Raw genomic sequence first — 14,663 nt, forward strand, 5'->3', positions numbered from 1 at the left:
GGTCGAGCTGGCTAGAGCCTGCGGCGTACGGCGTCTGCGAACGCGTCGCCGCGCTCGGCGTAGTTGGTGAACATGTCCATGGACGCGCACCCGGGAGCCAGCAGGACCGTGTCGCCGGGTCGAGCCAACTCGGCTGCGGCTCCCACGGCACGCTCCATGGCATGCCCACCGTCTACGGGACCAGTCTCGTCGGCACCGACCACGATCACGGGCACATCGGGGGCGTGTCGCGAAAGCGCGCCCGCGATCACGTCCCGGTCCCGGCCGAGCAGGACGACGCCGCGCAGGCGGTCGCGCACCGCGAGGACGAGCTCGTCGAAGCGCGCACCCTTGGCCAGGCCTCCGGCGACCCAGACGACCGGGTCGTAGGCCTGCAGCGACGACTGGGCGGCGTGCGGGTTGGTGGCCTTCGAGTCGTCGACCCAGGTGACGCCGTCGCGCTCCCCGACGACCGCGATCCGGTGACCGTCGGGACGGAAGTTGCGGAGCCCCTCGCGGACCGCGGCCTGGGAGACGCCGTGGGCCCGGGCCAGCGCGGCGGCCGCGAGGGCGTTCTGCACGTTGTGCGGCGCGGGCGAGGAGAGGTCGGAGATCGTGCACAGCTCCGCCGCACTCGACTCACGCTGCTCGATGAACGCCCGGTCCGCGAGGATGTCCTCGACGACGCCGAGCATGCCGACGCCGGGCATCCCGAGGGTGAAGCCGACGGCCCGTGCCCCCTCGACGACGTCGGCCTCGCGCACCAGGCGCTCCGTCTCGGGGTCGGCGACGTTGTAGACGCAGGCCCGGCTGACCCGCTCGTAGATGCGGCCCTTGTCGGCCGCGTAGTCCGCCATCGAGGAGTACCAGTCGAGATGGTCCTCGGCGACGTTGAGCACCGCGGCCGACTCCGCGGCCATCGAGTCGGTGTAGTGCAGCTGGAAGCTGGAGAGCTCGACGGCGAAGACGTCGTACGGCTCGGGGTCCATCACGGCCTCGACGATCGGCAGGCCGACGTTGCCGACCGCGATGCTGCGCAGGCCGGCGGCGCGCAGGATCGTGTCGAGCATCTGCACGGTCGTGGTCTTGCCGTTGGTGCCGGTGACGCAGAGCCACGGGGTGTGGTGGTTCGGGTCGCGCAACCGCCAGGCGAGCTCGACCTCGCCCCAGACCGGCACGCCGCGCGCTCGCGCCTGCGCCAGCAGCGGCGCGTCCGGCCGCCAGCCGGGCGAGGTGACGAGCAGGTCGGCGTCGTCCGGCAGCGTCGCGGTGCTCCCGAGCCCCAGGCGGACGTCGGCGCCCAGCACCTCCAGGAGCTCGGCCTTCTGGGGGCGGTCGCCCGCCTCGGACTCGTCGAGCGCGACCACCCGCGCGCCGAGGTGGTTGAGGTTGTCGGCGGCGGCGAACCCGGACACGCCGAAGCCCGCGACGACCGCGTGGACACCCTCCCAGGAGTCGTGGCGTCCGAGACTGCGCGGGTCCATCAGATGCCCGCGACCCATTCGGCGTAGAAGATGCCGAGGCCGGCGGCGACGCAGATGCCGGTGATGATCCAGAACCGGATCACGACCGTCACCTGCTCCCAGCCGAGCATCTCGAAGTGGTGGTGGACGGGCGCGATCCGGAAGACCCGCCGCCCCGTCCCGGTCAGCCTCTTGGTGACCTTGAACGTCGTGACCTGGAGCATCACCGAGACCGTCTCGAGGACGAAGAGCCCGCCGAGGATGATCAGCAGCAGCTCGGTGCGGGTGAGGATCGCGAGCCCCGCGAGCGCTCCGCCGAGCGCGAGCGACCCGGTGTCGCCCATGAAGATCGCGGCGGGCGACGCGTTCCACCACAGGAACCCGAAGCACGCGCCGGTGATCGCGGCGGCGACCACCGCGAGGTCGAGGGGGTCCCGGACCTCGTAGCAGAGGTTGGGCTGGTCGAGGCCGGACTGGCCGCACCACTGGTTGTTCTGCCAGATGTTCACGAACATGTAGGCGCCGAAGACCATCACGCACGCACCGCTGGCGAGCCCGTCGAGGCCGTCGGTGAGATTCACGCCGTTCGACGTGGCGGCGATGACGAGCCAGATCAGCACCAGCACGACGACGGTCGGCAGCGTGATCCAGCCGATGTCGCGGATGAACGAGATGTGCTTGGACGCCGGGGTCTGGCCGCGGTCGTCCTCCAGCCACGGCGACAGCGAGAGCGCGCCGAAGACCAGCGCGATCACGGTCAGCCCGATCATCTTCGCCTTGCTGCGCAGGCCCAGGCTCCGCTGCTTGGAGATCTTGATGAAGTCGTCGAGGAAGCCGACCAGGCCGGTGCCGACGAACAGGAACAGCAGCAGCAGCGCCGAGGCCGTCGGCATGTCCTGGGTGATCAGCTTCGCGGCGAAGTAGCCGATCACGGTGGCGAGGATGATGACGACGCCCCCCATCGTGGGCGTGCCGCGCTTGGTGTGGTGGCTGGTCGGACCGTCGTCGCGGATCTCCTGGCCGTACCCCCACTGGGTGAACAGCGTGATCGCGACCCGGGTGCCGAGCAGCGAGACGAGCAGGGCGAGGCCGCCGCCGAGCAGGATGGCTCTCATGGCGCGGTTCCGTCTCCCTCCACCAGCAAACCCTCAGCGATCGTCTCCAACGCGGCGCCGCGCGATGCCTTGACCAGCACGACATCGGCGCCCGACGCATTCTCCCGCACCCACGCCAGTGCCTCGGCACGCCCCGCCGTGACGATCGTCTCGCGTCCGAAGCCGACGGCGATGCCGGCCGCGCCCTCGCCGACGACCACCAGCAGGTCCACCCCCAGGTCGGCCGCGGTGCGCCCCACACCCACGTGCTCGTCGTACGACGTCGGGCCGAGCTCGCGCATCTCGCCGAGGACCGCGACCGTGCGCCGGGACCGGCGCGCGCCGATCGCGACCAGCGCCTCGAGCGCCGCGGTCATGGAGGCGGGGTTGGCGTTGTAGGCGTCGTTGACGACCAGCAGCCCGTCGCCGCGCTCGTGCAGCTCCATCCGCATCGGCGACGCCGCCGTCGCCGTGCTGAGCGCCGAGGCGACCGTGGCCAGCGGGACACCGGCGGCGACCGCCATCGCCGCCGCCGCGGTGGCGTTCGCGACCTGGTGGAGGCCGGACTGCGTGAGCCGCACGGGCCGCCACTCCCCCGCGTGCCCCAGCTCGAACGACGGTCGGCCCAGGTCGTCCAGCTCGACGCCCCGCCACGCGACGTCGCCGGCGGCGCCGAAGGTCAGGACCGTCGCGGACGTGCGAGCGCGCATCGCGGCCACGAGCTCGTCGTCGACGTTGAGGACGGCGGTGCCCGTGGACGGCAGCGCCTCGACGATCTCGCCCTTCGCGATCGCGATCGCCTCTCGGCTCCCGAACTCGCCGAGGTGCGCCGTGCCGACGTTGAGCACGGCGGCGATGGACGGCCGTGCGATCTCGCAGAGGAAGGCGATGTGGCCGATGCCGCGGGCGCCCATCTCCAGCACGAGGAACTCGGTGCCCGCGTCCGCGCGGAGCACCGTGAGCGGCAGGCCGAGCTCGTTGTTGAAGCTGCCCGCGGTGGCGACGGTCGGGCCCGCCGCGGCGAGCACCTGCGCGAGGTAGTCCTTGGTCCCGGTCTTGCCCTGCGAACCGGTCAGCGCCAGCACCGTCGCGTCGAGGCGGCGCGCGACGTGACGCGCGAGCGCCGCGAGCGCCGTCTCCGGGTCGCCGACGACGACGGTCGGTGCGCCGATCGGCCGGCTGCCCAGCACGGCGTGCGCCCCGGCGGCGTACTCGTGACCGTCGACGTGCTCGCCGACGACCGCCACGAACAGCCCGCCCGGCTCGGCCTTCCGGCTGTCGAGGAACGCGGGGGCGTCGACCACCAGATCCGGGTCGCCGTGGACGGTGCCGCCCACGACCTCGGCGATCTCCTGCAGGGTCATCACAAGCACGCGAGCTCCTCCCGGGCGACCTCGCGGTCGTCGAAGGGGTGCACCACGCCGTCGACCTCCTGGCCGGTCTCGTGGCCCTTGCCGGCGATCAGCACGATGTCGCCGGGCCGGGCCCGGCGCACCGCCTCGCGGATCGCGAGCCGCCGGTCGCCGACCTCGAGCACCTCGCCACCCGCGTCGTCCCCGACACCCGCGAGCATGGCGGCCCGGATCGCGGCCGGGTCCTCGGTGCGCGGGTTGTCGTCGGTGACGACGAGCAGGTCCGCGAGCCGCGCGGCGATCCCCGCCATGATCGGGCGCTTGCCGGGGTCCCGGTCCCCGCCCGCGCCGAGCACCATGATCACGCGGCCGTCGGTCAGCGGGCGCAGGGTCCCGATCGCGGCCTCGACGGCGTCCGGCTTGTGGGCGTAGTCGACGACGACCACGAAGTCCTGGCCGGCCTCGATGCGCTCGAGCCGCCCGGGTACGCCGCCGCCCGCCGCGATGGCAGCCGCGACCGCGGGCGCGTCGAGCCCGGCCTCACCGGCGGCGGCCACGGCAGCCAGCGTGTTGGCGACGTTGAAGCCGCCGGGCAGCGGGCAGCCGGCCGCGAAGGTCTCACCCTCCGGCCCGGTGACCACGAACGTCGAGCCGTCCGGCCTCAGCTGGACCTCGCCGGCCCGCCAGTCCGCCTCCGCCCCGGTGGCGGAGAAGGTGCGCACCGGGACCGTCGCCTCGCGGACCAGCCGCCGGCCGTGCTCGTCGTCGACGTTGACCAGCCCGAGCCGGGCGCGACCAGGGGTGAACAGCGACGCCTTGGCGAGGAAGTAGTCCTCGACGTCGGCGTGGAAGTCGAGGTGGTCGCGGCCGAGGTTGAGGAACACCGCGACGTCGAAGACGACCCCGTCCACGCGTCCCATCACCAGCGCGTGGCTGGAGACCTCCATCGCGCACGCCTGCACCCCGCGCTCGCGCATCATCGCGAACAACCCGTGCAGGTCCGGCGCCTCGGGCGTGGTGAGCGTGGTCCTCACGTCCTCGCCGCCGACCCGGGTGCCGACGGTGCCGATCACGGCGGCCGGGACGCCGGCGCCGGCCAGCCCGCTCTCCAGCAGGCGTGTGGTCGTGGTCTTGCCCTGCGTGCCCGTGACGCCGACCATCCGCATCGCGGCCGCCGGCTCGCCGTACAGCCGCGCCGCGAGCCGGCCGAGCACCGCGCGGGGCTGGTCGACGACGAGGAGCGGCACGTCGACGGACACCGCATCCGCGCCGGCGGGGTCGGTCAGGACGGCGACGGCGCCGGCCCGCACCGCGGCGGCCGCGAACTCGATCCCGTGCGCGCGGGAGCCGGGCAGGGCGGCGTACAGGTCACCGGGCCGGATCCGCTGCGAGGACAGCGAGATCCCGGTGACCTCGACGCCCTCGGCGTCGCCGCGCAGGCCCGCGTCGAGCCAGGCCGCGACGGTCGGGAGCGGCGTCCGCGCAGGTGCGTCGGGCCGGGTGGAGTCGCTCACCACGTGAACCTATCGCTGCGAAACCCTCACCACTCCACAGGGAGGGTGGAGGGCTTCGCACCGGTCGGCGGGACCGCGTAGCGCTTGAGCGCGTAGCTCATGATCTTGGAGAAGGCAGGGCCGCCGACCGAGCCGCCACCCCCACCGTTGCTGGGGTTCTGCACCACGACGTAGACCGTGAAGCGCGGGTCGTCGGCCGGAGCGAAGCCGGCGAACGACACTGTGAACGTGCCGTCGTAGCAGCCGCAGGCCTTGCCCACGCGCTGGGCCGTGCCGGTCTTGCCGGCGACCACGTAGCCGGGCACCTGCGCGGCCGGGGCGACGCCGACCTCGGGGTCGACGACCCGCTCCATCATGTGCGTCATCTGGGTCGCGGCGCGGGAGCTGACCACCCGCCGCTTCGTGGTGTGGTCGGTGCCGACGGGCTGGCCGTCGTCGGTGGTCGCGGACCCCTCGATGAGGCTGGGCGACACGCGGACCCCGTCGTTCGCGATGGTGTTGATCGCGGCGGCCATCTGGACGCCGTTGACCGACAGCGACTGGCCGAAGGCGATCCGGTCCTGGGTCTGGTGGGTCCACACGCTCCTGGCGGGCAGCAGACCTGCGGTCTCGCCGCGGACGCCGATGCCGGTCGGCTGGCCGAGGCCGAACTGGCGCAGGTAGTCGTAGAGCTGGCCCTGCTTGAACCGGTCGGCGGCGAGCACGGTCGCGATGTTCGACGACTTCGCGATCGCGCCGGCCATGGTGAGGTGGATGGTGCCGTGCGGGAACCAGTCGTGGATCGGGCGGTCCTCGCGCATCAGCATGGGGGGCACGACGATCCGCGTCTGCGGCGTCACGAGGCCCTCGTCGAGCAGCGAGCTCACCGTGAGCACCTTCTCGACCGAGCCCGGCTCGTAGACGTCCTGCATCGCACGCGAGCCGAGGTCCGCCTTGGGCGCGTCTGTCGGGTCGTTGGCGTCGTACGTCGGGTCGTCCGCGACCGCGAGGAGCTCGCCCGTGCGGCTGTCCATCACGACGGCGAAGCCCGACTCCGCGCCGGCGTCCTCGACGGTCTGGCGCAGCACCCGCTGGGTGTACCACTGCAGGTCGAGGTCGATCGTGGTCCTCAGGTCCTGTCCGTCGACCGGCTTGGTCACGGTCTGGTCGCCGAGGGGGATCCGGTTGCCACCCCCGACCTCGTACCGGGCCGAGCCGTCGGTGCCCGAGAGCTGGGTGTCGAAGGTCCGCTCGAAGCCGGCGAGCGGCTCGTCGGTGCCCATGAAGCCGACCAGGTTCGCCGCGACGTCGCCGGCCGGGTAGTCGCGCACCGGGTCGCGGCGCGTGTCGAGCCCGTCGTACCCGTGCTTCTCCGCCGCCGCGATGACGGCCGTCGCGAGCGTCGACGGGACCCGGCGGGCGATGTACTCGAACCGGCTGCCGGGCGCGCGCAGCTTGGTGAGCGTCGAGACGTAGTCGATGTCGAGGCGCTTGTAGAGGAACCGCGCCAGCTCGGGGGCCTTCGCGGCGGTCAGGGCGGGATCCGCCACGACCATCATCCCGTCGACCGAGTCCGCGAGCGGCTCGCCGTTGCGGTCCAGGATGTCGCCGCGCTCGGCGGGCAGGTCGACCCGGACCAGACCCTCGGCGGCCGCCATCGCGGCGTACGAGTTCGGGTCGAGGCCCTGCAGCTGCACCAGGCGGGCGCCGAACAGCGACAGCACCATCGCGATGAAGACGAACCCGACGCGCAGCCGCAGCTGCGGCGAGCCACGACGGGATCCGCGCGGCGGGCGGGTCTGGCGCACGTCTGCTCGATTCTTCCGCGGGTCAGGTGGGGCGGGTGTGACTACTGGTGATTCTTGTCGCGGTGCCGCCCGTTTCCGGTGCTCTGCTGCCCCGTGTCGTGAGATTCCTCCGGCGTGACCGTGACGACGTGCGCCGGCGGGTTCAGCAGCGCCGGCTTCTTCGGCGGCAGCGGGTTGATCCGCAGCGCGGTGGTGCCGTCGCCCGGTGAGGGGACCCCGGTGACCTTGCCGGTGCCGAGCTCGAGGAACGCCGGGTTGCCCGCCTGCACCATGCCCAGGCCGATCGCGGCCTTGGCGATCCGCTGGGGGTTGCGCAGCTGGTCGAGGTCCATCTGGAGCGTCTGCTGGCGGGCGGCCAGCGTGCTCGCCTGGTCCTCGAGGGCGGTCGACGCGAACGACGCCTGCTGCATCGAGGTGTTGAAGAGGAGCAGCCCGACGACGCCGCCGAGCAGCACCATCGAGACGAGCGCCACGAACGGCATCCGGGCCGCGCGGGTGCGCCGGCGCGGGACCACGGTGAGCCGGGCGCGCTCGACGGCGACCTCGGCGATCCGCGGCATCCTGGTGCGGATCTGGGCGACCGTACTGCTCATGCTGCAACCCCTCCCTGGGTGACACGCTCGACCGCGCGCAGCCGGACCGAGGCCGCGCGCGGGTTCTGTGAGATCTCCTCCGGGCTCGCCTTCTCGGCGCCCCGGGTGACCAGCCGGAGGGCCGGCTCGTGCCCCTCCGGCACGAACGGCAGGTCCTCCGGGACGTCGAGCCGCGTGGCCGCGGCGAACGCCTGCTTCACGAGCCGGTCCTCCAGCGAGTGGTAGGACTCGACCACCACTCGCCCGCCGACGCTGACCGCGTCGATGGCGGCCGGCAGGGCGCGGCGCAGGACCGCGAGCTCGTCGTTGACCTCCATGCGGAGGGCCTGGAAGGTCCGCTTCGCCGGGTGCCCCCCGGTACGCCGGGCCGGCGCCGGGATCTCGGCGTAGAGCAGCTCGACCAGCCGGGCCGATGTCGTGAACGGCTCCTTCGCACGCTCCCGCACGACGGCGGCGGCGATCTTGCGCGCGAACCTCTCCTCGCCGTACTCCCGCAGCACCCGGGTCAGCTCGGCCGCGTCGTAGGTGTTGAGGACGTCGGCGGCGGTCGGGCCGTCGCCGCCCATCCGCATGTCGAGCGGCGCGTCCTCGGCGTAGGCGAACCCGCGCTCACGCACGTCGAGCTGCATCGAGGAGACGCCGAGGTCGAAGAGCACGCCGTCCACGGTCGGCAGGCCGAGGTCGTCGAGCACCTCCCGCAGCTCGTCGTACACCGCGAGCACGCCCGTGAACCGGTCGCCGAACGGCGCCAGCCGCTCGCCCGCCCGACGCAGCGCCTCGGGGTCGCGGTCGATGCCGACCACCCGGACCGCGTCGAGCCGCTCGAGCACCGCGGCGCTGTGTCCACCGAGGCCCAGCGTGCAGTCCACGAGCACGGCGCCCGGGCGGTCGAGCGCAGGCGCCAGCAGGGCGACGACCCGGTCGAGGAGGACCGGGACGTGGGAGGGGCTGCTCATGTCAGGCCTGACGCGCCAGCAGTGCCAGCGGCAGGAAGCCCCCGGCTACCCCGAGTGAGGTCACGGCCGAGAAGGCCATCAGCGCCGCGGCGTCGCGAGCCTGGTGGCGGACCCGGCGTACCGGAGCCTCCTCCTCGACCCGGAGCGGCGTGACCGCCGCGTGCGCGATGCTCATTCGACCCTGCCTCGACCCTCGTGTGTCCCGGAAATCCGATGGCGATCCGCCTGACCAGGTCCCTGCCCGCTCCCTGGGGAAGGCCATCTGGAACCGGGGAAGTTGACCCAGATGGCAGCGGGAGCGGGCTCGAGACCTCGTCCTGCGGATCGCTGTTGAGTTCGTGGTGCTAGTTCTGCTGGTGCTGCTGCGGGTTGGGCTGCTCGTCCAGCTCGGCGAACTTCGCCTGCGCACCGGAGGAGTAGTCCTGCCACCGGGCCGGGTCCCAGATCTCGATGCGGTCCATCACGCCGATCACGACCACGTCGCGGTCGAGCCCGGCGTACTCCCGCAGCGAGGCCTGGATGCCGATCCGGCCCTGCTTGTCGAGCGAGCCCTCGTCGGCGCCGGCGAACAGGATGCGCGCGTAGTCACGCGCTCCTCGCACCGTCAACGGCGTGGCCTGCGCCCGCCGGGCCTCCTCCATGAAGACGTCCGTGGGCCACACGACCAGGCAGTTCTCCTGACCTTGGGTCACCACGAGCCCCTCCGCGAGTCGGTCCCTGAACTTCGCCGGGAGGAACAGCCGGCCCTTGTCGTCGAGCTTCGGCGTGTACGTGCCCATGAAGAACATCGGGCACCTCCACTCCTGACCCTTCCTCCACTGCGCTCCACTTTACGCCACTTTCCCCCACCGTCAACCATCTTCCGCGCGTTTCGCCGCTGTTTCCGCCCGGTTCTCCACGTCGGTCGCACCGGGAGCCGGCAACGGGAGGAGTCCCGTTCCTGCAGGTCAGCGCGTGCGAAGCCAGACGACCCACGGAGAGTGGGGCGTGGTGGAGGGCTCGGCGCAGGGCGCGTGGGGCGGAGTGGAGGGAGGGGTGGAACCCCCGCACTCCCCCACTGCAACCAATTCGTGACCCGGGGAGTCGAACGCATCGGTGCTCGGTCCACGTAGGTTTCTCCGGCACGACTACGGTGAGACCAGCAAGTGGCGTGGGTCACGCGGGGGATCGGGGAAGGGACACCAGTGGGAACAGAGTCAGATGGGGCGACGGGCGGAGCGGACCTGCAGACCCTGGCCCGCGTGGTCGGCCGGGTGCGGTCGAACATCGAGCGCGTCATCGAGGGCAAGCCCGACGTCGTCAACGCCGCGCTCGTGGTGCTGCTCGCCGAGGGCCACCTGCTCATCGAGGACGTGCCGGGAGTCGGCAAGACGATGCTGAGCAAGTCCCTGGCGCGGAGCATCGACTGCTCGGTGCGGCGCATCCAGTTCACCCCGGACCTGCTGCCCTCCGACGTGACCGGCGTCTCGGTGTTCAACCAGAACACCCGGGAGTTCGAGTTCCGCCCCGGCGGCGTCTTCGCGAACATCGTGGTCGGCGACGAGATCAACCGCGCGTCGCCCAAGACCCAGTCCGCCCTCCTGGAATGCATGGAGGAGCGGCAGGTCACCGTCGACAACACGACGTACCAGCTCGAGCAGCCGTTCATGGTGATCGCGACCCAGAACCCGATCGAGATGGAGGGCACCTACGCCCTCCCCGAGGCGCAGCGGGACCGCTTCATGGCGCGCGTGTCGATCGGCTACCCGGTCGAGGCCGCCGAGATCGCGATGCTCACCTCGCACACCGGCCAGAACCCGCTCGACGACCTCGAGCCGGTGACCGACGCCGCCGAGGTGCGCAAGCTCGTGGGCATCGTCGGCCAGGTGCACGTGTCCGAGGCCGTGCAGCGGTACGCCGTGGCGATCACCTCCGCCACCCGTCGCTCCGACGAGCTCACCCTCGGTGCGTCGCCGCGCGCGTCGCTGCACCTGGTCCGCGCCTCCAAGGCCGTCGCCGCGATGGACGGCCGGGACTACGTGCTCCCCGACGACGTGCTCCGCCTCGCCCGACCGGTGCTGTCGCACCGGCTGCTCCCGAGCGTCGAGGCCGCGATGAGCGGCCGCTCGACCGCCGCCATCCTCGAGGCGGTGCTCACCGGCGTACCGGTCCCTCAGCCGTGAGCACGTCATGAAAGAGGCACTGGCCGGCCTGACCGTCCGCGGACGGGCGTTCCTGGCCGCCGGGGTGACGGCGCTGGTCTGCGCCATCGTGCTCGACCAGTCCGCGCTGACCCGGGTCGGGATCCTCGTCGTCGCGCTGCCACTGATCACCGCGTGGGTCGTCGGCCGCAACCGGTACCGCCTCGCGCTGGTCCGCACCGTGACCCCGCAGCTGGTCGCCGCCGGCCAGCCCGCCCGGGTGACGCTCAGCGTCACCAACGAGGGGCGTACGCCGAACGGCGTGCTGCTGCTCGAGGACCAGGTGCCCTACGTGCTCGGCACCCGACCGCGCTTCATCGTCGAGGGCATCGGCATGGGCTGGAAGCAGACGGTGACCTACCAGGTCCGGTCCGACATCCGCGGCCACTTCGAGATCGGCCCGATGTCGGTGCGGGTGACCGACCCGTTCGGCCTCGTCGAGCTCGGTCGCGCGTTCCGCACCACGGTGCCGCTCACGGTCACCCCGCGCACCGTCGTCCTGCCCCAGATCCCGCTCGGGGGCGCCTGGACCGGCTCCGGCGACAACCGGCCGCGCGCGTTCGCGACCGGCTCGGCGGAGGACGTCACCGTGCGCGAGTACCGCCGCGGCGACGACCTGCGCCGCGTGCACTGGCGCAGCTCGGCCAAGGTCGGCGAGCTGATGGTGCGCCGCGAGGAGCAGCCGTGGCAGTCCCGGGCGACGCTGTTCCTCGACAACCGCTCCAGCGCCCACCGCGGCCACGGCATCGCGTCCTCGCTCGAGGCGGCCGTGTCCGCCGCGGCGTCGATCGCGGTCCACCTGACCCACCGCGGCTTCGCCGTACGCCTGGTGACGGCGACGGGCGAGGACCCCAGCAGCGCCTGGCACGTCCGGAACGCCGACCTCAACACCGGTCCGCTGCTCGAGGCGCTCGCGGTGGTGCAGGCGGTCCCGCAGCTGCGGCTCGACACCTCCTGGCTGACGGAGGGCTCGCACGGCGGCCTCACGGTCTCGGTGTTCGGCAAGGTCGACGCCTCCGACCTCCCGGCGATGCGCCGGATGCAGCACCAGGCCGGTTCCGCGCTGGCGGTCGCGGTCGACGTGGACGCGTGGGCCGGCGCGCCCCCGAGCCCGGGGGCGACCAGGGCGCTCGCCCAGCAGGGCTGGCGTTCGGTCGTGCTCGGGCCCCGCGACCGTCTCGACGCCGTCTGGCAGGAGCTCGGCCGCAGCAGCGCCCACTCCTCCCGCGGGGCCGCCCACCCACGCGAGGGGGTCGTCGGATGAGCAGGAACCGCGGCAGCCTGGCCGCGTCGGTCACGCTCCCGGCCGTCGCCGCCGGCACCACCTGGATCGCGATGTACGCCTGGCGGGACTTCGCCGCCACCCCGGGTGGCTTCCTCAATCCCCTGTTCCTGCTGGCGATCGTCGTCGCGGGCACGGGCACCGCGCTGCGCCGGTGGCGGACGCCGGCGTCGCTCGTCGTCACGGTCCAGGTCCTGGCGTCCGGCCTGGTGGCGATGCTGCTCATCACCGGGTCGCCGCTGCCGGTCGGCGGGGGGTGGACCGAGCTCCACCGCGCGATCTCGGAGGCGCTCGACACCTCGCGCCAGTTCGCGGCACCGGTGCCCGACACCGCCCCGCCGATCGACCCGCTGCTGATCCTGTGCGGGCTGCTCTGCCTGCTGCTCGTCGACCTCCTGGCCTGCACGCTGCGCCGGGTCCCGCTGGCGGGCCTGCCGCTGCTGACGATCTACAGCATCCCGGTCAGCATGGTCGGCCACGGCATCAGCTGGTGGGTGTTCGTCGCGACCGCGGCCGGCTTCCTCGTCATGCTGTTCCTCCAGGAGGGCGACCGCGTGGCCCGCTGGGGACGGCCGATCGGCATCGACCGCGAGACCGGCGACCCGATCTCCTTCGGCGCCGGCGCCCACGTCGTCCGCAGCACCGCCGGCGCGATCGGCGGCGTGGCCACCGCGCTCGCGGTCTTCCTGCCCGCACTGGTGCCGACCGCCGGCGTGCACCTCCTGGACTTCGGACCGGGGCACGGCGGCGGCAACGACATCCGGATCGACAACCCGACCGCGGACCTGGTGCGCGACCTCAAGCGCGGCGACGACACTCCCCTGGTGCAGATCACCACGACCGATCCGGACCCGTCGTATCTCCGCATCCTCGCGCTCACCCGCTTCAGCGACACCGAGTGGAGCCCGGGGAACCGGGACGTGCCGGCGGACCAGGGCGCGGACGGCGCGGTGCCCCCGCCCGAGGGGGTGTCCGCGTCGGTCGGACGCCAGGAGACGCCGTACGACGTCACGATCCTCCCGGCGTTCAACTCCCGCTGGCTGCCCACGCAGGCGCCGATCAGCAGGATCCAGGCCGCCGGCGACTGGCGCTACGACAGCAAGACCATGGACTTCCTCGCCGTACCGGACGACCTGTCGACCTCCGGCATGCACTACACGATGAGCGCGCTGGACCTGAGGCTCACCTCCCAGCGGCTCGAGGACGCGGGCAGCGCGGTCGGCCGGGTCAGCGAGGCGTTCACCGACGTCCCCGCCGACGTCCCGCCGATCGTGCGCGAGCTCGCCGTCGAGGTGACGCAGGACGCCACCACCCGGTTCGAGAAGGCGGTCGCGCTGCAGGACTGGTTCCGCTCGGGCGGGGGCTTCACCTACTCCCTCGCCAACGCGGACGGCAGCGGGTACGACGCGCTGGTCAGCTTCCTCAGCGACGGTCCCGGCGGGCGCACCGGCTACTGCGAGCAGTTCGCCTCCGCGATGGCGGTGATGGCGCGACTGCTCGGCATCCCGGCCCGGGTCGCGATCGGCTTCCTCCATCCCGACCCGGCCGGCCCGGACACCTGGATCTACAGCTCCGACGACATGCACGCCTGGCCGGAGCTCTTCTTCGAGGGCGCCGGCTGGGTGCGGTTCGAGCCCACCCCCGCAGGGCGCGCCGAGACGGTGCCGACCTACACCCGGATCGCGACCGGGCCGGGCGAGGGCGTGACCGACCCGGCCGGTCCGACCGGTGGCCAGAGCGCGATCCAGCCCACCAACAACCGCCCGAGCCTGGACGAGCAGTCCGCGGCCGGTGCCGGCCCGAACGACCACGGCGGCAACGGGCCGTGGCTCCCGCTCGGCGGCGCGCTGGTCGCGGCGCTGGTCGTCGGCGGGCTGCTGCTCCTCCCCCGGGCCGTCCGGGGGCGGCGCCGCGAGCGACGGCTGACGGCCGGCGCGCCGGAGGAGGCGTGGGTCGAGCTCCGCGACACCGCGGTCGACCTCGGCGTCCCGTGGCCGGCCGGCCGGTCACCACGCGCGACCAGGAACCTGCTGGTCGACCACCTCGGCGCCCCGCTCGGTCCCCACACCCCGGACCGACCGGCGCACGGCCCGGTCGAGGCGCCCGCGGCGGTGGCGGCCCTGGACCGGCTGGTGCACGACCTCGAGCGGCTCCGCTACGCCCGCCCCGGCTGGGCACCCGACCCGGTGCGGGTGCGTGCCGACGCCCAGACCCTGCTCGACTCGCTCGCCGGGGGCGCGATGCGGTCCGCGCGGCGCCGCGCGACCTGGTGGCCGCGGTCGGTGCTGGCCTTCGCCTCCCGCCCGACCGGCCCCGCACCCACCACCGTCGAGGCGCGGTACGGCGGGGTCGTCGACCACGTCAACTGAGGGTCAGCTGGTCAGCGCGTCTGGATCGGTCTCGATACGCCGGATCCGAGCTCGTTCCTCGCTCGGACGGCTCCTCGACCTTTGCGTCTGTCTT

At 73.0% G+C, this 14,663-nt stretch carries 12 protein-coding genes; 3 read left to right on the top strand and 9 right to left on the bottom strand.

Going from position 1 to position 14,663, the window contains the following annotated elements; genetic code table 11:
• Positions 1 to 11 precede the first annotated feature (11 nt).
• From murD to mraZ, 9 genes are all read right to left on the bottom strand, one after another.
• Positions 12 to 1,463 carry a UDP-N-acetylmuramoyl-L-alanine--D-glutamate ligase gene (gene murD, locus N538_RS0102295; RefSeq protein ID WP_036569217.1) on the bottom strand — a complete coding sequence of 484 codons (1,452 nt, stop codon included), beginning with the start codon at positions 1,461 to 1,463 and terminating at the stop codon, positions 12 to 14.
• Positions 1,463 to 2,557, bottom strand: a complete 1,095-nt coding sequence (gene mraY, locus N538_RS0102300; protein ID WP_028635943.1) for a phospho-N-acetylmuramoyl-pentapeptide-transferase — start codon at positions 2,555 to 2,557, stop codon at positions 1,463 to 1,465. Before mraY ends, murD begins: the two co-directional genes overlap by 1 nt.
• Positions 2,554 to 3,900, bottom strand: coding sequence for a UDP-N-acetylmuramoyl-tripeptide--D-alanyl-D-alanine ligase (locus N538_RS0102305; protein ID WP_231496116.1), 1,347 nt, complete (start codon positions 3,898 to 3,900; stop codon positions 2,554 to 2,556). Before N538_RS0102305 ends, mraY begins: the two co-directional genes overlap by 4 nt.
• A complete protein-coding gene (locus tag N538_RS0102310) occupies positions 3,900 to 5,327 on the bottom strand; it encodes a UDP-N-acetylmuramoyl-L-alanyl-D-glutamate--2,6-diaminopimelate ligase (RefSeq protein ID WP_331279513.1) in 1,428 nt (475 codons plus the stop codon). Before N538_RS0102310 ends, N538_RS0102305 begins: the two co-directional genes overlap by 1 nt.
• 101 nt (positions 5,328 to 5,428) lie before the next feature.
• Positions 5,429 to 7,189, bottom strand: coding sequence for a peptidoglycan D,D-transpeptidase FtsI family protein (locus N538_RS0102315; protein WP_028635946.1), 1,761 nt, complete (start codon positions 7,187 to 7,189; stop codon positions 5,429 to 5,431).
• A gap of 41 nt (positions 7,190 to 7,230) precedes the next feature.
• The gene (locus tag N538_RS27110; protein WP_051548638.1) at positions 7,231 to 7,782 is read right to left on the bottom strand and encodes a hypothetical protein; all 552 of its coding nucleotides are present in this window, start codon (positions 7,780 to 7,782) and stop codon (positions 7,231 to 7,233) included.
• Complete coding sequence (gene rsmH / locus N538_RS0102325) at positions 7,779 to 8,738, bottom strand: 16S rRNA (cytosine(1402)-N(4))-methyltransferase RsmH (protein WP_028635947.1); 960 nt, start codon at positions 8,736 to 8,738, stop codon at positions 7,779 to 7,781. The genes N538_RS27110 and rsmH overlap by 4 nt, the downstream gene beginning before the upstream one ends.
• A 1-nt stretch (position 8,739) precedes the next feature.
• A complete protein-coding gene (locus N538_RS28270; protein ID WP_155991937.1) occupies positions 8,740 to 8,913 on the bottom strand; it encodes a hypothetical protein in 174 nt (57 codons plus the stop codon).
• Positions 8,914 to 9,082: 169 nt separating this feature from the next.
• Positions 9,083 to 9,526, bottom strand: coding sequence for a division/cell wall cluster transcriptional repressor MraZ (gene mraZ / locus N538_RS0102335; RefSeq protein WP_028635948.1), 444 nt, complete (start codon positions 9,524 to 9,526; stop codon positions 9,083 to 9,085).
• 396 nt (positions 9,527 to 9,922) lie between these two features.
• On the opposite strand from mraZ, the gene N538_RS0102340 reads away from it, so the two are divergent.
• From N538_RS0102340 to N538_RS0102350, 3 genes are read left to right on the top strand one after another with little or no spacing between them, the layout of a single operon-like run.
• Entirely contained in the window at positions 9,923 to 10,900 is a 978-nt protein-coding gene (locus N538_RS0102340; RefSeq protein WP_036569219.1) for an AAA family ATPase, read from the top strand.
• A gap of 7 nt (positions 10,901 to 10,907) precedes the next feature.
• Positions 10,908 to 12,182 carry a DUF58 domain-containing protein gene (locus N538_RS0102345; protein WP_028635950.1) on the top strand — a complete coding sequence of 425 codons (1,275 nt, stop codon included), beginning with the start codon at positions 10,908 to 10,910 and terminating at the stop codon, positions 12,180 to 12,182.
• On the top strand, positions 12,179 to 14,569 hold the full coding sequence (locus N538_RS0102350) for a transglutaminase family protein (RefSeq protein ID WP_028635951.1): 2,391 nt from the start codon (positions 12,179 to 12,181) through the stop codon (positions 14,567 to 14,569). The genes N538_RS0102345 and N538_RS0102350 overlap by 4 nt, the downstream gene beginning before the upstream one ends.
• The last annotated feature ends 94 nt before the right edge of the window (positions 14,570 to 14,663 follow it).

Origin of the sequence: Nocardioides sp. URHA0032 (assembly GCF_000620645.1) — a bacterium.
Lineage (GTDB): Bacteria > Actinomycetota > Actinomycetes > Propionibacteriales > Nocardioidaceae > Nocardioides.